This is a genomic window from Mycobacterium sp. 2-64, from assembly GCF_035918375.1.
GTDB lineage: Bacteria > Actinomycetota > Actinomycetes > Mycobacteriales > Mycobacteriaceae > Mycobacterium > Mycobacterium intracellulare.
The window spans coordinates 3,701,658-3,721,971 of record NZ_CP142361.1 but is presented as its reverse complement, the minus strand read 5'-3'; the positions used below and the strand labels follow the sequence as shown (position 1 = coordinate 3,721,971).

At 64.6% G+C, this 20,314-nt stretch carries 19 protein-coding genes; 5 read left to right on the top strand and 14 right to left on the bottom strand.

What is annotated here, in order from left to right; translation table 11 throughout:
• A complete protein-coding gene (locus QGN31_RS17385; protein ID WP_014384199.1) occupies positions 1 to 1,212 on the bottom strand; it encodes a sodium-dependent bicarbonate transport family permease in 1,212 nt (403 codons plus the stop codon).
• 282 nt (positions 1,213 to 1,494) lie between these two features.
• On the bottom strand, positions 1,495 to 1,707 hold the full coding sequence (locus QGN31_RS17380) for a hypothetical protein (RefSeq protein ID WP_009956568.1): 213 nt from the start codon (positions 1,705 to 1,707) through the stop codon (positions 1,495 to 1,497).
• Positions 1,708 to 2,053: 346 nt separating this feature from the next.
• Here QGN31_RS17380 and QGN31_RS17375 point away from each other — a divergent pair, with 346 nt between their 5' ends.
• Positions 2,054 to 3,406, top strand: a complete 1,353-nt coding sequence (locus tag QGN31_RS17375) for a salicylate synthase (protein ID WP_009956566.1) — start codon at positions 2,054 to 2,056, stop codon at positions 3,404 to 3,406.
• Positions 3,407 to 3,849: 443 nt separating this feature from the next.
• On the opposite strand, the gene QGN31_RS17370 is transcribed toward QGN31_RS17375, so the two are convergent.
• From QGN31_RS17370 to QGN31_RS17345, 6 genes are all read right to left on the bottom strand, one after another.
• The gene (locus QGN31_RS17370; protein WP_009956565.1) at positions 3,850 to 4,767 is read right to left on the bottom strand and encodes a MerR family transcriptional regulator; all 918 of its coding nucleotides are present in this window, start codon (positions 4,765 to 4,767) and stop codon (positions 3,850 to 3,852) included.
• A 14-nt stretch (positions 4,768 to 4,781) separates the two neighbouring features.
• Positions 4,782 to 6,284, bottom strand: coding sequence for a flavin-containing monooxygenase (locus QGN31_RS17365; RefSeq protein ID WP_009956564.1), 1,503 nt, complete (start codon positions 6,282 to 6,284; stop codon positions 4,782 to 4,784).
• Entirely contained in the window at positions 6,281 to 7,201 is a 921-nt protein-coding gene (locus tag QGN31_RS17360) for a hypothetical protein (RefSeq protein WP_009956563.1), read from the bottom strand. The genes QGN31_RS17365 and QGN31_RS17360 overlap by 4 nt, the downstream gene beginning before the upstream one ends.
• A gap of 25 nt (positions 7,202 to 7,226) precedes the next feature.
• The gene (locus QGN31_RS17355) at positions 7,227 to 8,066 is read right to left on the bottom strand and encodes an SDR family NAD(P)-dependent oxidoreductase (RefSeq protein ID WP_014384200.1); all 840 of its coding nucleotides are present in this window, start codon (positions 8,064 to 8,066) and stop codon (positions 7,227 to 7,229) included.
• Between the two features lie 2 nt (positions 8,067 to 8,068).
• Positions 8,069 to 9,073, bottom strand: coding sequence for an alpha/beta hydrolase (locus QGN31_RS17350; protein ID WP_080587993.1), 1,005 nt, complete (start codon positions 9,071 to 9,073; stop codon positions 8,069 to 8,071).
• Positions 9,074 to 9,267: 194 nt separating this feature from the next.
• Positions 9,268 to 9,531, bottom strand: coding sequence for a hypothetical protein (locus tag QGN31_RS17345; RefSeq protein ID WP_009976076.1), 264 nt, complete (start codon positions 9,529 to 9,531; stop codon positions 9,268 to 9,270).
• A 7-nt stretch (positions 9,532 to 9,538) separates the two neighbouring features.
• Between QGN31_RS17345 and QGN31_RS17340 the strand changes: the two genes are divergently transcribed.
• Both QGN31_RS17340 and QGN31_RS17335 read left to right on the top strand, forming a co-directional pair.
• On the top strand, positions 9,539 to 9,676 hold the full coding sequence (locus QGN31_RS17340; protein ID WP_014941632.1) for a hypothetical protein: 138 nt from the start codon (positions 9,539 to 9,541) through the stop codon (positions 9,674 to 9,676).
• A gap of 105 nt (positions 9,677 to 9,781) precedes the next feature.
• Positions 9,782 to 11,401: a thiolase C-terminal domain-containing protein gene (locus QGN31_RS17335; RefSeq protein ID WP_014941633.1), complete on the top strand. Its 1,620-nt coding sequence runs from the start codon at positions 9,782 to 9,784 to the stop codon at positions 11,399 to 11,401.
• A gap of 10 nt (positions 11,402 to 11,411) precedes the next feature.
• Here the strand turns inward: QGN31_RS17335 and QGN31_RS17330 are convergent, their stop codons facing one another.
• The 5 genes from QGN31_RS17330 to QGN31_RS17310 form a co-directional block, all read right to left on the bottom strand.
• Positions 11,412 to 12,575, bottom strand: a complete 1,164-nt coding sequence (locus tag QGN31_RS17330; RefSeq protein WP_009976079.1) for an NDMA-dependent alcohol dehydrogenase — start codon at positions 12,573 to 12,575, stop codon at positions 11,412 to 11,414.
• Positions 12,576 to 12,597: 22 nt separating this feature from the next.
• Entirely contained in the window at positions 12,598 to 13,368 is a 771-nt protein-coding gene (locus tag QGN31_RS17325) for an SDR family oxidoreductase (RefSeq protein ID WP_009956543.1), read from the bottom strand.
• 16 nt (positions 13,369 to 13,384) lie between these two features.
• A complete protein-coding gene (locus QGN31_RS17320; RefSeq protein ID WP_009976083.1) occupies positions 13,385 to 14,665 on the bottom strand; it encodes an amidohydrolase family protein in 1,281 nt (426 codons plus the stop codon).
• A 118-nt stretch (positions 14,666 to 14,783) separates the two neighbouring features.
• Positions 14,784 to 15,416, bottom strand: coding sequence for a TetR/AcrR family transcriptional regulator (locus QGN31_RS17315; RefSeq protein ID WP_009976084.1), 633 nt, complete (start codon positions 15,414 to 15,416; stop codon positions 14,784 to 14,786).
• A 55-nt stretch (positions 15,417 to 15,471) separates the two neighbouring features.
• Entirely contained in the window at positions 15,472 to 16,596 is a 1,125-nt protein-coding gene (locus tag QGN31_RS17310; RefSeq protein ID WP_009976085.1) for an NAD(P)H-dependent amine dehydrogenase family protein, read from the bottom strand.
• Positions 16,597 to 16,741: 145 nt separating this feature from the next.
• On the opposite strand from QGN31_RS17310, the gene QGN31_RS17305 reads away from it, so the two are divergent.
• Complete coding sequence (locus QGN31_RS17305) at positions 16,742 to 17,884, top strand: ABC transporter substrate-binding protein (protein WP_009976088.1); 1,143 nt, start codon at positions 16,742 to 16,744, stop codon at positions 17,882 to 17,884.
• Here the strand turns inward: QGN31_RS17305 and QGN31_RS17300 are convergent.
• A complete protein-coding gene (locus tag QGN31_RS17300; protein ID WP_014379726.1) occupies positions 17,876 to 18,934 on the bottom strand; it encodes an NAD(P)H-dependent amine dehydrogenase family protein in 1,059 nt (352 codons plus the stop codon). The genes QGN31_RS17305 and QGN31_RS17300 overlap by 9 nt on opposite strands.
• 131 nt (positions 18,935 to 19,065) lie before the next feature.
• Between QGN31_RS17300 and QGN31_RS17295 the strand changes: the two genes are divergently transcribed.
• On the top strand, positions 19,066 to 20,304 hold the full coding sequence (locus QGN31_RS17295; RefSeq protein WP_009976092.1) for a cytochrome P450: 1,239 nt from the start codon (positions 19,066 to 19,068) through the stop codon (positions 20,302 to 20,304).
• Positions 20,305 to 20,314: the final 10 nt, after the last annotated feature.

The window sequence follows — 20,314 nt, the reverse complement described above, 5'->3', positions numbered from 1 at the left end:
TCAGACCCCGAACCATTGCTCGAAGACCCGGGCGATCTCGATGTAGAGCGGGATTCCGACGGTGACGTTGTAGGAGAACGTCAGACCCAGCGAGGCGGCCAGCGGCAACGTCGGGCTCGCCTCGGGGATGGCGAGCCGCTGCACCGCCGGGACGGCGATGTAGGACGCCGCGCCGCACAGGACCGCGAACAGCACATAGGTGCCCGTCTTGAAGTCGGTGTGGGTCAGCGAGGCGTAGCTGCAGGCGACGAAGATGCCCAGCGTTGCAAAGACATTCGGCGCCACGAGACCGAAGACGATGAATCCGGGGCCCGCCGTGCGCAGGTCTTTCAGCTTGCGCGACGCCGTCATGCCCATTTCGAGCAGGAACAGGCACAGCACGCCCTGGAACGCCAGCACGAAGAACTTGTCGTCGTCGGCGACGACCTTCTGGCCCTGCAGCCCGCTGACGAGACCGATGATGATGCCGCCCATCAGCAGGACTAGCCCCGGATTGAGGAACACCTCCTGAAACAGCTCGCGGGAGAGGATCGGCATCCGCTTGGCCTTGGCGTCGTCCGGGCTCTGCTCGGGCTCCCAGTCCTCCAGCTCGTGCTCCAGGCTTGCTTCCTGCCTCTCGAGGCTCTGGCCCTGCGGGGGCCGCGCGGCGCTGCCGGGGCCGACCCCGACCTTGACGGGCGGCGTGTAGCCGGGCTCGTCGGGCATGTATCCGCCGGCGTCCATGCCCCGGTGGCGCAGTCGGGCCACGAAGTACAGCGCGACCAGGCAGCCCGGGATCTCCATCACGGCCAGCATCACCGGCATGTAAGCGTTGAAGGCGATGTTCACGGCGGCCAGCACGGCCACACAGGTGGCAAAGGTCCCGGCCGAGTCCGACCCGTAATAGCCCGCGATCGTCGCGCGGTCCACCTTCCGCAGCGTTTTCAGTCGGCTCAGGCCCACGTAGGCCAAACCGCCGATGGCACAGTTCAACACGAAGCCCAGGACCATGAATCCGACGATGGCGCCGACGCTCGAGGCGCTGATCTTCGCGAGCTCTTCGCCGCCGTGCCAGCCGATGGCCAGCAGCAGATACATGGTCAACCCCTGATAGATGACATAGGGGAATTCGAAGCGCACCTTCAGGATGGGGATCAGAAAGCCGAAGTAGAAAAACAGCAAGAGCGGCTTGAAGAGGTTGTGGGTGAAGTTGTGCCAAAACTCTTGCAGCATCGATGCCTCCGTTGAGTAGACCCGCGATCAGGGGGAAGCACCGTCCGCAAACGCGGAGCAACCACGAAACATCCCGACGACCGTCAGAAATTTATCCCCGTGGCGGTCGACCTGCCACTCGAAAGCACGGCGGGAAGGACGGGCCTTCCAGACCCGCCTAGCGCCGCAAATGCGCTGGTCAGGCCCGATCTAGCGGAACGAAATCCGGTGCCGGCAGGCGTCCCATCAGCCGTGAGATTGGTGTGAAGATGCTGTCTATTTACTGTGTAGTCAAAATCTGAGTCAGTGGGGCGGCCAGTTGGGCGACGGCCTGACCCCGGCTCCCTTTTGCCGGTGGGTCACCGACAGCCAGGCCGAGGGCGAGTAGTGCGTCGTGATTTCCTCGAAGCCGTCGACCCGGGACACCGAAAGCACACCGGTCTCTTGATTGATTTCGAGCTCGTCGCCTGCGCTCGCCTGGACCTCCTCGCCACTGCTGAGGCGAATGCTGAACACGTCGTTCCTCCAATCAGCGAATCCGGGCGGACGGGCCAGTGCCACTAGGACGAGTCTCGCGGCCCACGCCGTTCGGTGCGCGACCACGACGTAAACGGTGGGAAAACGTTCCAGGTGGCGAGCCTCACACCGGATCGGCAGCGCCTGACCTTCCGCGCCGGCGGCGACCCCGACCTAGCTGCGCGAACGGAACGGCTGGAGCGACGAATCGGCGCGTTCCGGCGGGTAGCCTCGGGCGGGGCCGGGCTTTAACTCCGAGGGAGTTTTAGCCGAAGGCGCCCCGCGGGGGGCAACTCGATGGGATCGGTTGCGCACAGCTACATAGGTTAGGCTACATTTACTAACCGTGACCGAGGTCAGCGTCGAGACAAGTTCCGCCGGTTCTGCGTCGCCATCGATCCCGCTTCCCGCCCATATCGACCCGGCGGACCTGGCGGCCGAGTTGGCCGTGGTGCTCTCCGAACGCGTCGGGGAAGAGTATCTGCTCTACGAGCGCAGCGGGGAATGGGTGCTGGCCACCGGTGTGCACGCCATGATCGAGTTGGACAGCGACGAGCTGCGGGTGATCCGCGATGGGGTCACGCAGCGCCAGCAGTGGTCGGGGCGACCCGGGCCGGCGCTGGGCGAGGCCATCGACCGGCTGCTGCTGGAAACAGACCAACTCTTCGGCTGGATCGCCTTCGAATTCGGGGTCTATCGCTACGGGCTGCAACAGCGCCTGGCGCCGGAAACCCCGCTGGCGCGGGTGTTTTGGCCGCGGGGCCGCATCGTGGTGTCCCGGGAGGCGATTCGTCTGTTCGACGCGTCGGCCGACCACCGCGACGTAGTGCTGGCTGTGCTCGGCGACGGCGTCTCCGGGCTGCGCGAGGCCTCCGCGATCGACGTCATCGCCGACACCTCCGACTACCGCAATCGTGTCGCGTCGGCCGTGGCGGAGATCGCGGCGGGCCGCTACCACAAGGTGATCCTTTCCCGTTCTCTCGAAGTGCCTTTCGCGCTCGATTTCCCGTCCACCTACCGGCTGGCGCGCCGGCACAACACCCCGGTGCGATCGTTTCTGTTGTCGCTGGGTGGGATTCGTGCCGTGGGCTACAGCCCCGAACTGGTCGCGGCGGTCCGGCGCGACGGTGTCGTGGTGACCGAGCCGCTGGCGGGCACCCGGGCGCTCGGTCGTGGCGAGGCGCGTGACCGTGAGGCGCGAGATGACCTGGAGTCGAACTCCAAAGAGATTGTCGAGCACGCGATTTCGGTGCGCAGCTCGCTGCAGGAGATGACCGAGATCGCCGAGCCCGGCACTGCGGTCGTCACCGATTTCATGACGGTGCGCGAGCGGGGGAGTGTCCAGCACCTCGGGTCCACGGTCAGCGGGCGCCTGGGCACGTCGAACGACCGGATGGACGCGCTCGAAGCGTTGTTCCCTGCGGTCACCGCCTCGGGCATCCCGAAAGCGGGCGGTGTCGAAGCGATCATGCGCCTCGACGAAGGACCCCGTGGCCTCTATTCGGGTGCGGTCGTGATGATTTCGGCTGACGGCGGGCTGGACGCGGCGCTGACGCTGCGCGCGGCCTACGAACGTGACGGCAGGACCTGGTTGCGGGCCGGTGCCGGCATCATCGAAGAGTCCACGCCCGAACGCGAATTCGAAGAGACGTGCGAGAAGCTGTCCACGCTCGCGCCCTATCTGATTGCGCGCGCCTAGGCGAGGAATTCGACGAGTCCAAGCGCCTCCGAAGGTGAGGCGCGAAGGGCCGAGAAGATCACCGCCAGCAAAGTCCTTCAAACAGAAGGAACACTGACACTGATTAACGTGATATGCAGCGCAAGCGGCGGCTATGGCCGCGCGACGGGTGAATTCTCAACGGCCGGTAAAGGGTTGACAGCGAATATCCGTCATTCTCAAGTTTTTTCGCGGTGTTGCGTTTAGCATCTGTCCCAACTTCAACGGGATGGAGTATTCGTGGCTGGTCTCAAGTCGAAAGTCGTTCTTGCCGTCATGCTGGCGCTCACTTTTCCCACGGCAGCGGCCTGCACGGGCACTTTTACGTGCCCAACCTGCACTGTCGTCCCTTTTTAGCGCTCCACCGTTAGGTCGCGCGCTCACGGCATGAGGCGGCCGAGGACAATCCCGAAAGCCACCGCCGCTCAGGCCGAAGAGCTCGACTCGGCGAGATAGTCCGCCAGAATGCGGCTCACGAGCGACTCGATATTGGATTCGATCGAGGACGCGAGCGTCGCGGTGACCGTGGCCACGGCTTGAGTCCGAAAGCGCACGAGCATGGTGATCAGCTCGGCGATCTCGGCGTCGGCCGGGAGCGGCTCGCCGGGCCTGATGCGGTCCAGCACGTGTTCGGCGCCGGCGCGCACGAGCATGTCGCTGATCTTGTCGATCTCGGGCACGATCTGCTCGTGCAGGTCGATGAGCTTGTCGAATTCGACACCGTAGCCGCGGATTTCATTGAACGCCTCGATCAGTTTCGGGCGGGTGATCGTCGCGTTGGACCCGTCAATCCGAATCACTTGAAGCGCGACGAGCCGCTCGAAGGCTTGCGGGTCGTCGACGAGTCGCTGGGCGTCGGCGAGCGGCATGGTTTCCGGCTTCTCGGTCGTCCACGGGCCCGCGATGGCGGTTTCGAGGCCCAGCACGTCACCGAGGTTCTTGCCTTCCTCCCACGCGCTGAGCATTTCTCGTACGTGCGCGATGGTGTAGCCGCGGTCGAGCATCGAGGTGATGAGCCGCAACCGGGTCAGGTGGGTGTCGTTGAACAGCGCGATGCGCCCGACGCGCAGCGGGGGCGGCAACAGCCCGCGGTCGCGGTAGACGCGGATGTTGCGGGTGGTGGTGCCGGCCAGCCGGGCCAGGTCGTCGATGCGGTACTCCCCGGAGTTCGCGGCGCCGTGCGGGTGTCGGACCGCCGCGTCGAACAGCTGGGACACCGCCGTTTCGATGAGTTGTCGATATTCCCGCGATTGGCGCCGCACGCGTTTGGGGGCGCGGCGCACGTTGTGCAGCACGCTGGCGATGGTGCCGGGTTCGGGCCGCGACGCACGCTCGGTTGCCATGTCAGGGCGCGATCTCAGGCGGATCGGCTGGCGCGCGCCCGGGCGTGCGCCACCGCCTGATAGTCCTCATACCGAAAATCCCTCATCTGGCGAAGATACTGCGTGGCGAATCCGGGATACATCGACCCGTTGAATCCGTCCTTGGTGAGGTACCAACTGCGGCATCCCGACATCCAGGTCGTCCTGGTCAGCCGGCGCTGGAGATCCTCGTTGTGGCGCCGCTGGACCTGTTCGCGGACATCGAGATAGCGCAGGTCCTCGTCGAGGATGGTGGTGATGCCGCGTACCACGTAGTCCAGCTGGCCCTCGATGTAGACCAGCAGCGAGTTGTGCCCCGGCCCGGAGTTGGGGCCGGTCATGACGAACAGGTTCGGATACCCGTGCACGTTGATGCTCTTGTAAGCCTGTGCGCCGTCGGCCCATTCGGCGGCCAGCGAGCGCCCACCGAGTCCGGTCACGGCGAAAGGCGGACCGGTCAGATGCACGTCGTAGCCGGTGGCGAACACGATGCAATCGAGGCGGTGCTCGATGCCATCACTGGTGCGGATGCCCGCCGGGCTCAACGTGGCGATCGGCCAGTCGATGAGCTTGCAGTTGTCCCGTTGCAGCGCCGGGTAGTAGTCGCTGGAGACCAGCATGCGCTTGCACCCCGGCCTGAAGTCGGGCGTCAGCTGGCGCCGCAGCCACGGATCCTTCACCTGAGCGCGCAGGTGGGCCCGCCCCAGCCGGGCGACCAACGACGTCAGCGGCGTGTCCCACACCAGCGCCGTGGCGCTGGCTTCATGCCCCCAGTACAGCGTCTGGCGCGCAAGCTGTTGGGTGGCAGGAACTTTGGCGAACAAGGCTTGCACGGCAGGTGGGGTGGCGACGTCCAAGCGCGGCAGCACCCAGCATGGGGTGCGCTGGAAAACCTTGACGAATTCGGCGCGTTTGACCAGCTCGGGGATGATCTGGATGGCGCTGGCACCGGTCCCGATGACCGCGACGCGCTTGCCCGCGAAGTCGTAATCGTGATCCCAGCGGGCGCTGTGGATCTTGTGCCCCTGGTAGCTGTCGAGGCCGCGGATGTCGGGGAAGCTGACGTCGGACAGGGGACCGGAAGCCAGCACGACGGTGCGGGCGCGAAATTTCTTGCGGTTCTTGGTGGTGGCGGTCCAGACGCCGGCGTCCTCGTCGAAGGACAAGCCCTTGACCTCGTGGCCGAACCTGATGCGGTTGCGGATGTCGAAGCGGTCCGCCATGTCCTCGAGGTGGCGATAGATTTCCGGGGCGGGGGAGTAGGTTCGCGACCAGGTCGGATTTTTGACGAATGAGTAGGAGTACAGCAGCGACGGGACGTCGCAGCTGGCACCCGGATATGTTGTGTCGCGCCAGGTTCCGCCGACGCGGTCCGCGCGCTCGAGTATCACGATGTCATCGACTCCGGCTTCGGCCAACCGGATTGCCGCGCCCAGTCCGGTGAAGCCGGCTCCGATGATGAGCGCCGCATGGGCGCCGTTGTTGTTCGCCATGCTCATGCCGCCGGCTCGTGGGTGAGTTCTCTGACCCACGTCGGTACCGACGGTAGCAGCGGCCGCGGATACCGGTCGGAAAGCCATACCATCGAATTCGCCAGCAGGTGGTACGGGTGGCGTGGATTCGTGACCACTCCGGCGTAGCGCCTTAGGAACCGGTAAGTCGGTACCCGGCTGGTGCGATCGCCGCGGTCGCCAAGCTCTCTAAAGCGTTTCACGGCCCGGTAAAGCCGCTCGGGCTCCATACCCATGGCGATGATCTCGTTGCGGATCCTGTTGATCAGCGGTGCACCCATGATCGCACCGATGATGAGACCCGGAGTGGCATTGTGACCGACGAAGTCGATCAGCAACCGCCGGATCTTCGCGTGCCCGATCATGTCGAGAACTTCGAAATCGACGACCAGGTGGCGCGATTCGTCGTTGTTGATCTTCTCGAAGACCTGGTGACAAACGGGATCGTGCACCTCGTCGAGGAGGAATTTCAACAGGGCGCCGTCCAGCGCGACTTCGAGCATCGGGATGACGGTGCCGAGCAGAGACAGCGGCATGTCGTCGGCCCAGCGGTCCAGCCAGTCGATGGCCAGTCGGATGTTCACGTTCGGCTCGGGAATCTCACCGTCGGTGAGCATGCCCCAGCGCTTCATCAGCGCCAGTTCGGCGTTGGCGTGGCGCTGCTCCTCGGCGTGGAAGTAGCGGTAGATCTCGGCGATGGTCGGTGTGGGGGCCTTCTTCGCCAGTGCCGCAAAGCCTCTGGCGCCGATGTTCTCGATCCAGCACAGGTCGGCCATGAACGCCTTGAGCTGGGGCCGCTGTTCGTCACTGATCATGTCGGCGCCGGGGGCGTCCCAGTCGATATCGGCGAGTGCCCACTGCCGGTCTTTGATCTTGGCGAGCATGACTTCCATGTCGATGGCCATCGGGAACTCCTTTGCGTCGACGTGTTCAGGGCAGGTTGATGCGGGAGAGCAAGCCGGCCGTGCGCGTATAGGCCTGCGGGGCCAGGCGTTTGATGTTCCAGCCGACCTTGGCGTCGAACTGCGGCATGCAGTAGAGCTCGCCGCGGTCGTGTGCGTCCAGGCAGGTTCGCGCGACCTTCTCCGCGGACAATCCGGTCCAGCGCATCAATTTGGTGGCGAGTTCGCTGGATTGTTCGCTGATGCGGCCGGACTCGAGAATGTTGGTCTTTACGAAGGTCGGGCACAGCACGGTGACCCGCACCGGGGTTCCGGCGAGTTCGGCGGCCAGGGTTTCCGAGAGTGAAAGGACGCCGGCCTTACTGACGTTATAGGCGGCCATACCCGGGGCGGCGCCGAACGCCGCCGCGGAGGCCACGTTGATGATGCCCCGCCTCGCACGCGACTCGGCGTCGCGCAGGATCGGGGTGAACACATGGCAGCCGTGAATGGGGCCCCAGAGGTTGATCCCCAACGTCCACGCCCAATCGTCGAGCGGCGCATCGCCGATCGCGGCGCCGCCGGCACCGACACCGGCGTTGTTGATCACCAACGTGGGTGCCGCCGGGAACCACGCCTGCGATTGCTCGGCCAACGCCTGCACCTCGTCGAATCGCGATACGTCGCAACGGATCGCGATCGCCTTGCCGCCCTGCTCGGTGATCGCGTCGGCGGTCTTTTGCGCCGCGGTTTGGTCGATATCACTGCACACGACCGCGCCGCCGCGACGGCCGAGTTCGACGGCGAAGGCGGCGCCGATGCCGCTTCCGGCACCGGTCACCACCGCCGAAGCGCCGCGGCTGATTTTGGGCTTATTGAGTCCGAACATCGTCAGCGGGCCCCTTCGGTGACGGCGCGCGCATCCTGCAGGGCGTGCGCGATGAAGCGCGCGACATAGGCCATCGCCTTGGCGGCTTCGGGTGTCATGCGTGGCAGCGCCTGAAAGACGTGCACCTGATGGGGCCAGATCTGCAGTTCGCATCTGCCACCGGCAGTTCGGATGTCGGCGGCGAGCTGGCGCGCGTCTTCTTGCAGCATCTCGGCGCCGCCGGCCTGGATCAGCGTGGGTGGAAGCGCGGGGCCGCCCGCGACGTCGAGTGTCAGCCGTTGATGGGTCAGCTCGACGCCGCTGTGGTAGAGGCCGACCAACCGCACCGCGTTCGCGGCGCTGGTGGCGGGATCGGGGCGAATCCGCTCACGAGCGAGCGCCAATTCGAACGAGAGGTCGTACAGCGGCGAGAACAGCACCATGGCGGCGGGGTGCTCGACCCCGGGTTGTAGCAGCAGATCGACGGACAGGTGACCGCCCGCCGAATCTCCGGCGATCACAATGTGTTTGGGCAGTAGGCCGCACGTGTCGACCAGCCAGTCCCAGCCCGCGCGGACATCGTCGGCCGCGGTGGGGAAGCGATGCTTTGGGGCGAGTCGGTAGTCGATGCAGAACACCGGAAGGCCGGTCAAGGACGAAAGCCAGGATGTCAACCGGCGGTGCGTCTTTGGCGAACACACGGCGTACCCGCTGCCGTGCACGTAGTAGATGGCTCCCGCGGTTGTCGATGAGCGCTCAGCTTCGCTGGTGGGGGTGCGCGGCCCGTAGACCCATTCCCCTTTGACGCGGCGGCCGTCGGGCAGCCTGGTGTCGACCGGTTCGACGCGCGTGCCCGCGAGCGAGGGTCCAAAGGTGCCCATGATCCTGGCGATGATCTGACGCGAGAGCCATAGCCCCCATGCCCGCTCGGGCGGGATCACGCTGGTGATCGGCCGCAAGGTGTAGGCACTTACCGCTGCCGCCCCGCGGGATCGCAGCGACCCGCGAGCCGGAACACCGTCCGTCATACAACGCAGTCAATACCAAATGGTGACATTCGTCAATGGCAGATTCGCGGTGGGGTGTCGAGCCGGTCGCCTACGAAAGCTGTAGGTTCTCAAATCCCGTTTCCAATTCTCAAATGAAATGTCCACTTGATGTCCAATTGGACATTTGAGTGAGACGGCTGAACCCGTGGATCGTCGTCTGGCCGTAAGACAAGTCAGCTCATGACTACTGGGGCGGAGGTTCTGCTGCGGCTTACGGCCTCAAATATCAGTACCTGGCGACGCTCGAGTATTTTCTGCGACACCTGCGCGAACACCCCGAGTTGATTCCGTGCGCGGGTCTGGTCGTGGAACCGATGCTCAAAGATACCGATGACGCGAACGACGACATCGTCGATTTCGCGATCGAATTGAATGATGTTGCGGTCCACCACGTTCAGGTCAAGGCCACGACTAAGCCCGACCAATACCCACTGCAACCGGCCGATGCTCGAGCCGGTCGTCGCTGATCATTCGTTGACCATGGACGACGACAACCTCGAACTGATGCGCATCGGCCAGCCGGCCGGTAGCTGGGCCGACCGATGTGAGACTATTGGCGACAATGGGCAATTGCAATTATGAGAATGAATATATTCGCAGCTACCCGGCGCGGATGCCTCCCATAGCGCGGCGGCAACTCACGGAAGCTGACGGCCTTCGCGACCGGCGTGCGCCCGGGGGCAAGGCATGAGACCGCTGCCGCAGCTCACACCGTGGAATCAATGGTTCTGGACGTCCGGCAAGGATGGCCATCTACGCATCCAGCACTGCAGCGAGTGCGATACGTACGTGCACCCTCCGGTGCCGATCTGTCCATCATGCCGGGCGACATCGGCTGAACCCGCCGTGGTTTCCGGTCGTGCGACGGTGGTGGGCTATACCGTCAACGCGCACCCATGGCTTCCCGGATTCGAGCCGCCCTACGTCATCGCGGTGGTCGCACTCGACGAGTGCGCCGAGGTGCGCCTGACGACCAACATCGTCGGCTGCTCACCCGAGGAGGTGCACGTCGGCCAGCGCGTCTCCGTGCGATTCGACAACATTGACGACGTCTGGATCCCGCTGTTCGAACCCACGGGTGGCACCGATGAGCGGGACCTGCTGGGGCCGCCCGCTTCTCCCGTTCCGCGTCAGCCGGTAACGACGGAGCGGTTTGAGCATCGATCCGTGATATCGGGCATCGGCCGGTCAGCCACCGGCCGCCGGCTGATGGTCGATCCGTTGTCGCTCACGATGGACGCATGTCTTGCCGCGGTTGCCGATGCCGGTTTGGAACTGTCTGATATTGACGGTCTTTCGACGTACCCGGGACCCGTGGGCATGGGTATGAGCGAAGGCGGCATCGCTGCCGTCGAGGAGGCTTTGCGCATACATCCCACGTGGATCAACGGCGGCATGGATCTACCCGGCCAGGGTGGCGCGATCATAGCCGCGATGATGGCGGTGGCCGCGGGCCTTTGCCGACACGTCCTGTGCTTTCGGACGGTGTGGGAATCGACGTATGCCGCGCTTCGACTACACGGGGGCGGCGGACGGGTATCGGGGCCCCAGCAATGGTCGTTGCCGTTTGGCGCCGCCTCGGCGGCCAATTGGATCGGTGTGAATGCCAACCAGTATCTGCATCGATACGGTGCGAATCGGGAACTCTTCGGCATGATCGCCGTGAACGCGCGGCGCAATGCCGCGCTCAACCCGTCGGCCATCTACCGCGAACCGATGACCATGGACGACTACCTCGCCGCGCGGCCCATCACGTCACCGTTCGGCCTCTACGACTGCGACGTTCCCTGCGACGGTTCGATCGCGGTCGTGGTCTCCAACGCGTCGATCGGCGGTGATCTGCCGCGACCGGCCATACGCTGTGAGGCCGTCGGAACGCAAGTGGCCGAACGTATCTCGTGGGATCAGGGGACGCTCACTCACGAGCCCCAGGTCATCGGCCAGGCCGCGCATTTGTGGAGCAGAACTGATCTGCGGCCCGAGGACGTCGACCTTGCCCTGCTGTACGACGGCTTTACGTTCAACTGCGTGTCGTGGCTCGAGGCCTTGGGTTTCTGCGGCTTCGGCGAGGCCCAGGGATGGCTGGATGGCGGCCGGCGCATTGCGCTGGACGGCGAGCTTCCACTGAACACGCACGGCGGCCAGCTGTCCGAGGGACGCCTGCACGGATTCGGCTTCCTCTACGAAGCGGTGCTGCAATTGCGCCACCAGGCCGGTAACCGCCAAGTCAAAGACGCACGCACCGCCGTCGTCAGTACCGGTGGGGGAGTTCCATCCGGCGTCATGCTGTTGCACCGCGCGACGTGACGTCGCGACGCTATTCGAAGGCGATGACGCCCCGGATGTTCTTGCCCGCGCGCAGGTCTTTCATGGCCTCGTTGATGTCATCGAGCTTGTACTTCTGCGTGACCAGCTCATCGAGCTTGATCAGCCCCGCCTCATACATCGCCAATAGTTTCGGCATGGCCTCGCGGGGGTTCATCTCGCCGTAGAGCACCCCCTTGAACGTCTTGCACGAACTGACCATGTCAGTGAGGACGATCGGCACCATCAGGTCGGTGATCTTCGGCATCCCGGTCAGCACGCAGGTTCCGCCCTTGCGCAACAACATCATCGCCGTCATTATCATGTCCGCCGGAACGACCCCGGGCGTGAGAACGACCCGGTCGGCCATCACCCCCCAGGTGATCTCCTTGACCAGTTCCAGCGCGGCACCGATGTCGGCAGCGGCGTGGGTGGCCCCGAACGTCGGCGCGATCTCGCGTTTGAACTCGTTGGGGTCCACGGCGACGATGTGCTTGGCGCCGGCGACTTTCGCGCCCTGCACGGCGTTCATGCCGATTCCGCCGACACCGACCACGACGACGGTATCGCCGGCTTGGGTACCCGCCGCGACCGATCCCGACCCGAATCCTGTTGTCACCCCGCAGGACACCAGCGAGGCGGCCTCTAGGGGGATCCAGTCGTGGACTTTGACGAGCGAGCGCTCGGAGGCCACCACGTATTCGGAGAAGGTGCCGACCTGCATCATCGCCATGAGGTCTTCGCCGCCGAGGTGGCGACGGCGGGTGCCGTCGGTGGTCATCGCCTTGCTGTAGATGTCGGCGCCCACGTCGCACAGGTAGGTGTAGCCACTGGCGCACCATCGGCAATTGCCGCAGGCGGGCAGAAACGAAATGGCCACATGGTCACCGGGCTTCAGTGATGTCACCCCGGGCCCGACCGCTTCGACCACACCGGAGCCCTCGTGTCCTCCGAGCATGGGGAACCATTCGGGCACCGGAAGGCCAGACGCCCGCATCATCTCTTCCATCTCCGCTGTCGGCACACTGTCGCCGGTATAGAAGTGTTCGTCGGAGTGACAGATGCCCGCATAGGCCATCTTGACCAGCACTTCGCCCGCGTGCGGCGGATCGAGCTCCACTTCGGTGACTTCCCAATCCACACCGACACCGCGCAACACCGCTGCTTTGGACTTCATTGCGTCTCTTTCGTTAGGGGTTTCACCATTGGCGGAGTTCCTTCACCGCGTCGGAGGCGCGCGGGGCCAGTGTCAGGTAAGGGATGAAACTGCTGTTGCCGCAGTGGATCACGGAATGGACGACCTCGGTCAGGTGTTCCGCGTCAACGAGGCCCCCCACCATGTACTTGTTCTCCATCCAGTACCTGATGGCCGCTTCCAGAGCGTCGGGGTCCCAGCTTTTGTTGAACTCGGTCTGCGCGTCGCCGGCGCCGCCGAGGCTGTCGCCCACGGCGAGACGGGTGAAGCCGATCTCCGGATGTTCGATACGCCAGGCCTCAACGAGCTTGTCTAAGGCGCTCTTGGTAACCGAGTAGGCCCCGAGCAGCGGCCACGGCGTCGTGTAGGACGCACTCAGTGAGGACAGGTATACGGCAGAGCCGGCCGTCGCCGCCAAATGCGGGGCGGCGGCCGCGGTGACGAGCGCGGCGCCGGTGACATTGGTCGCGAACAACTGTGCCCATTGTTCCGCGGTCACCTCGCGCAGTGGAGCCAACACACCCATGCCGGTCGTGTACACCAAGGCGTCAAGACCGCCGAGCGCGCCGACAACCTCGGAGATCGCCTTTTTGCAGCTGTCGGTGACGGTGACGTCGCACGCGATGGCGACCGCGCCGTTGCCGGCATCCTTGGCGGCCTCGACCAGCCGGTCGTATCGACGCGCCAGTAGCGCGACGTGCGCACCGCGTTGGGCGAGCCCGGTGCCGATGCATCGGCCGAGGCCCGCGGAGGCGCCGACGACGGCGACCCGCATCGGTTGATTTCCGTTGTCAGACATCGAGCTTGGCACTCACGGAGCCGAGGGTCGAGCCCACGGTGCGTTCGAACCGACCGTGGTCGAAGCTGCGGATCTCGACGTCGTGGTCACCGGCACCGGCACGCAGGGCGCCCACCGTGCACTGCTCTCGGGTGCGGTGTTCGAACGGGTCGAACGAATACCACCGACACGCATTCTCGTAGGTGATCTTGTTGATCTCGTCGTCGGGCAGCCCAGCCATGACGAGGGCGAGTTCCTCGGCCGCCGCGGGCCACGACGAGTCGGAATGCGGGTAGTCGCACTCCCAGGCGATGTTGTCGATGCCGACGTCGTGGCGCAGCTTGACCCCGATCGGATCGGCGATGAAGCAGGTCAGGAAGCGCTCCCGGAAGACCTCACTGGGCAGTCTGTCGCCGAAGTCCTGGCCCGTCCACAGGTGATGCATTTCGTACGTGCGGTCGAGGCGGTCGACGAAATACGGGATCCACCCGGTGCCGCCCTCCGAGAGCGCGAACCGTACGTCGGGGAATTGCTTGATGACTCGCGACCACAACAGGTCTGCGGCCGCCGAGCAGACATTCATCGGCTGCAGCGTGATCATCACGTCGATGGGCGCGTTGTCGGCGGTCATCGTGATCTTGCCCGACGAGCCCAGGTGGACCGAGAGCACCGTGTTGGTGTCCGACAGCGCCCGCCACATCGGATCCCAATAGTCGTCGTGGAAGCTCGGGAAGCCGAGGGTGGCGGGGTTCTCGGTGAAGGTCACTGAGTGACAACCCTTCTCGGCATTGCGACGGATCTCCTTGGCGCACAACTCCGGATCCCAAAGTACGGGTAATCCCATGGGCAGGAAGCGTCCGGGATACGACCCACACCACTCGTCGATGTGCCAATCGTTGTACGCCTGGGTGACGGCGAGCGCGAGGTCCTTATCGGGGTGGGTGGCGAACAGCCGGCCCGCGAAGCCGGGAAAGGACGGGAAGCACATGGACGCGAGCACACCGCCCGCGTCCATGTCCTTGATTCGCTCGTGGATGTCGTAGCACCCCGGGCGCATCTCGTCGAAGGCAGTGGGTTCGATGCCGTACTCCTCGCGCGGGCGGCCCGCCACGGCGTTGAGGCCGATGTTGGGGATGATCGCGCCGTTGAACGTCCAGACCTCCGAGCCGTCGGACTGCCGGATCACCCGGGGCGTCTCGTCGGCGTACGTGTTCACAACCCTGCCCTCGAACAGGTTCGGTGGTTCCACCAGATGGTCGTCGACGCTCACCAGGATCATCTCTTCGGGCTGCATGGGACTCCTTGTGCAGAGGTTGAGAGCGAGACTATCAGGTTGTAGAGGAACTATATTCAATTACGGAAATGTACATTTTCAGAACGGTAGCCTTTGACCATGAGCAAATCCAGAAACGCTACCGCCGCAATATTTTTCGGGGCGCTACGGCGAACGAGAGCAACAGCCGGTCGAGGACCTTGGCGGCTCGGCGGCGTGCCCTGGCGGGATTTGCGGCATGCGCGACCAGACGTGAAGCCTCCTCGAGCGCCGCGACGAGCATGTGCGTCAGCTCCCCGACGGGCTGGTCGTCGATGATGCCCTCTGCGATCGCCTCGCGGACCAACTCGTTGATGAGGGCGATGCTGTTGCCCTCCTGGATTTCGCGCAGGGTCTGCCAGCCCAGCACCACCGGACCGTCGACGAGTATCACCCTCTGCACGGCGGGCTCCGTTGCGGCTTCGAGAAATCCGTGCAGACCGCTCGTGAGCCGTTCCCACGGGTCCGTGCCGGGCGGGGGAGTGGCGATGGACCGCAGCGTAAGGTCGTTCTCAACGTCTTCGAACACGGCCCGAAACAGCTCGGCCTTGTCCTTGAAGTGGTGGTAGAAGGCACCGCGCGTGCCGACGCCCGACTTCGCCACGAGGTCACCGATGCTCGTGTTGAAGAATCCGTGCTCCACGAACAGTTCCCGGCCCGCCTCGATCAGGTCGCGGCGAGTCTGCTCGCCACGGGCACGCCGATCATCGTCCGCACCACCGCGCTGCGCCATGCCGATGATCGTAGCAACATTCAGTCTGCATGTTGAGGGGCGTGCCCAGGTGTTATCAGCGCACGATCCCGCGAACAGTCATGAGCCCAAGGTCGGCGTGGGACTTGAAACCCGGCGGGCCATCACAGATGGCGGGGATGGCGTTCACTGGTTCCATCGCGGTCCAGGCGTAGCCGATATAGCCGGGCTTCGCGTGGTCTCGTGCATCTTCGCTGCCCCGCAGGATCAGCTCGGTTCCCGGGTCGCCGTCAATCACCACGCGGTAGTGGTAGTAGGGCTCCCAATCAGGTTTCGGCTCGATGGCGTCGTGTTCAACAAACGAGTAGAGCTCGTGCAGCGTGATGAATGGCCTGCCGTCCACCCACGCCGTCCAGAGATGATGCTGGGACGCGACGGTGCCCGTCTTGATCACACCTTTGAGGCCGGGCATGTCCATGTCCGGGGATCCCTCGTACGGGATATCGCGGGTGGCCGTGCCGAGCTGCACGTCTGTCGTGAACTTCTCCACGGTTTTACCCAGCCCTTCGACAACCATCGTCAGCGACTGTGCGAACAACGACCACGCGTCTTGGAAGAGATTTCCCTTCGCAAATTCGACCGGGGTTTTTCCGAACCCCATCTCGTCCAAGTACTTCAGGGTGTCCTTATTGAAGTTCACCGCCTCGTAGATGTGGATGTGGTCGGTCTTGCCGACGATCCGGGCTAGCGTCAGAACGAGAAGGTCCGCGGCGTAGCCGGGGTGGATGCCACCTCCGTGGAACGAAGTACCGCCTTCTTGGCACGCCGCTTCGATCTTGTCGATGTCCGCGGTGTTGGTTTCGGTCCGATGCCACCACGCACCACCCGAGGCAACGACGCTCTTTCCTCCGCGGAGCAGTCGGCAGATCTCGTCGACGTCCGACCAGAGCGGCGCGTAGAACACGCAATCGGCGTCGAGTGTCTCCAAGGTGGCCTTATCGGTGGTTGCGTGTACCCCGATCGGTCCTACCCCGACGAGTTCACCGGCGTCCCTACCGACCTTCTCCGGGCGATTACAAAGCACTCCGACCACTTCGTAGAGAGGGTTGTGTGCGAAGTGGCGCAGTGCGATCGTGCCGACATTACCCATGCCCCACTGGATCACGCGGTACTTCTTCTGGATTGACGGCGCGTGGGACTCCTGCGTCGATGTGAGCGTCATTCCGTCTCCTCCGGATGTGATCCCCCGCTCGGAAAAACTAACATGCCGAAAGTTCGCTTTGCACTTTTCGTAAACCACCATTTTCGGCGGGTGCGAGTTTGCGGTGGCGCGGTGGGCCTCAACCTCCATACTGTATGTTGCCGCTATGGCAGACGAGGTTCGCGCATACGGTTCGGTCGCTCCCCTGAAAGTCGGCTTGCTCAACGACTATCCGACGTCCGGCGACACCGACAACGACAGCGTCGCCGCGCTGCGGCTGGTGATGGATGAAGCCCTTTCCTCGGGACTGATCGACCGGCCGATCGAACTCGTCACCCGCAATGTGGTGGGCCTGCCCAACGGGACCTACCAAGTGGTCGAGCGGGCCTTCGACGAGCTCGTCGCGGAGGGTTGCCTGGCGATCTTCGGGCCGTGGGTGTCGGATAACGTGGTGCCGCTGCGTTCCCACGTCGAGGCCACCGCGCGGGTTCCGATCGTCACTCTGTCGGGATCGGAGGGAGCGCTCGGCGACTGGTGCTTCGCACTGAACAACGGCTCGATGCCCGAGGAGCCGGTGATGCTGGCCGCGGTGATGATCGGCGACGGTCGATCGCGCATCGCCATTGCCTACGAGGCATCGCTCATCGGTAAGGAGTACCTCGCCTTCGCCGAGAGAGCCTACGACGCCGCGGGTTTGAAGGTCGTTGCGACCGTGGCGATTCCCCAGGTCGAAGCCGACAAGTCCGAGACGGTCACTGCGTTGCGTGCGGCGGAACCCGACGCGCTGGTGCACGTCGGGTTCGGGCACGGGCTGTGGGGCTTCACGGATGCGCTGCGCGCCGCGGGCTGGGATCCGCCGCGATACACGACGACGGCGTTCGAAATGGCACACATCAGCGCGGAGTGGAGGCGGCACCTATCCGGATGGATCGGCCTGGACAGCTACGACGAGCGCAACACGGTCGGACAGGCCTTCCTCGACCGCTTCGAGGCGCGATACGGTCGCCGGCCCGGACACTCGATGCCGGGCCTGTCGCACGACGCGGCCACCGTGATCGTGCGTGGTCTCGCCGCGGCACGGCCGTTGACCGGGGAGGGTGTGAAGAACGGGATGGAGCAGGTGAAGCTCGTCCCGTCGGCCAGCGGCGCGCCGGGAACGTTCCTGCGATTCGGCCGGTTCATCCGACAGGGGTGGATGGGTTCCGATTATCTCGTGGCCCGAAGGGTTTTGCCCGACGGCAGCGCGCACGTTTTCCATGCGGCGCCCAGCGACCACATCGCCCGCGCGGTCGGTGGTGCCTCAGGCTAGTTGGATCGCGCCGAACACCGGTGCTGTCACGACACCGGGTGGCCGGGCCAGCACGTACGGTATGGCGCGAACCGCGCTCATCGCGATCATCAGGTGACCTGGCATGGCGTGCTGGCCCGTCGATGGCGCGCCGTCGAATGCCACGTCGAGCTGGAGTTCAAAGCTGGGCTCACCTTTGATGACCGCGCGGATCAGCGGCGCCTTTTCGCCGGGCGCCAATGGAGCCATGCCCCATTGTGGAAGGTCGCGGGTGAGCACCCACTCCTCGTGAATGGCCAGCAACGGGCGTCCCGACCAGTGGCCGACCCACGAGAATCGCTGCCCGACAACCGTTCCCGCCTCGATCGTGCCGGCCAGGACGTCGATGTCGTGGGGCAGTGTGGTGGCGTCGACCGCCACGTCGATGTGGGACAGGGTGATCCCGAGGACGTCGGCCGTCGCATTGAGGGCCTGGCGGTAGGCCATGTCGAGCTTCTTGATGATCGGGGAGTCAATGCTGACGTCTTCCGGCGGTCTGCCCATGCCCATCAGATCGACGAGCATCGGCCGACTGTCCACGGCGGAGACGTCGGTGGCCTCGTAGAGGTCGATGCGGTCGATGGACTTACTCAGCCCCGTCACCGTCGCGACGAGCCGCTCGAACATGAAACCGGGGTTCTCACCCGCCGCGTGAAAGCGTGACCCGCCCGCTCGGCACGCCCTGGCGAACATTGCCTCGGTCTCTTCGCCGTAGGTGGGTAGGTGGTTGTACGACGTGGTGGTGATGACGGTGCTACCCGCCGCGAGCAGGCGGCAGATGTCCGCAGCGTTCGTCTCGACGGCGTGGGCCTTGCTGGCCGCGTGCACGACGACATCGGCGCCCAGGGCGATGATCTCGTCCTTGTCCGTCGTGGCGATCACACCCGTCGTCGGTGGCCGCCCGCAGAGCACACCCGCGTCGAGGCCGGCCTTCGCCGGGTCGTACACGAGCACGCCCACTAACTGATAACGCGGGTTTTCAATAAGCTCCTGCAGTGCGGCCCGGCCGACGGCGCCGGTCGCCCATTGCACGACTCGAATAACCAATCGAACGCTCCAGGTTGCTCTTTCGGACTTCCCCGAGTTCTGGTTGGTTCAACCTACATGATGTAGGTTTGCAACCGACAAGGTGTAGGTTGAACGGTCGTACGGGAGGTGGGCACGTGACGGAGCCTGCGGTTGCTGGCGACATCGAGCAGCGCATCCGTGATGCGCAGGAGAAGTTCAACGCCGGAATGGGCGCCGACGGCGCCGCGACCCCCTACCCGCTGCTGCGCGAGTTGCGGCGGAAGGCGGCCGTTCACCCCGGCTGGCCGGAGATGGGCGTCCCCGAGGACGGACCGGACGGCACGAAGACATTCACGGCGTACTCGTTCGACGCGGTCAAGGCCGTCTTCACCGACAACATCACGTTCAGCACCCGGATCTACGAGGACATGGTGCGACCGCTGCAAGGCCCGACGATCCTGGAAATGCAGGAACCCGAACACGCGACGTATCGCAGATTGCACGAATTCGCGTTCGCCAGGTCCTCGATGAAACGCTGGGACACCGAACTCGTTGGGCCCCTAGTGGACCGCACGATCGCGAAGTTCCGCGACAACAAGCGCGCCGACGTGGTCAATGCGGTGTTCATGCCGATCCCGGTCCGGATCATCGCCGCCCTGCTCGGCTTGCCCGAATCCGATGTCGGCGAGTTTCACCGGCTGGCCATCGACCTGCTGGGCTTTCGTGCCGACATGGAAACGGCGATGAAGGCCTCGGCTCAGATGAAGGAGTATTTCGTCGGAGTCCTCGCCGACCGGCGCAAGTCGCCGAAGGACGACATGGTGACCATCCTGTCTCGGGCCGAGATCGACGGCGTCAAAATGTCCGATGAACAAATCTACGGATTCATGCGCAATCTCTTGCCCGCGGGAGCAGAGACCACGTCGCGCTCGACGGCCAGCCTCGCGCTGGGTCTGTTGACCCACACCGACCAGCTCGATGCGCTGCGCGCCGATCGCAGCCTGTTGCCGCAGGCGATCGAGGAGGGCATCCGGTGGGAGACGCCGCTGCTCAACTTCATCCGAGAGGTCACTGCCGACATCGACTTTTTCGGGCTCCATATCCCGAAGGGTTCGACGATGATGGTCAACCTCGGCAGTGCCAACCATGACGAGACGCGATGGGAGGACGCCGAGTCCTTCGACATTTTCCGGGAGCGCAAGCCGCACATCGGGTTCGGTCATGGCGCGCACGTGTGCCTGGGAATGCACCTGGCGCGGTTGGAGAGCACCAAGATCTTCGACGCCTTGCTCGACGAACTCCCGGGGCTGCGGCTGGACCCCGACGCCCCGCCGCCCTACGTGACCGGCACCATGTTTCGATCACCGTCGCGCCTCGACGTGGTATGGGACTAGAGGAAGCCGC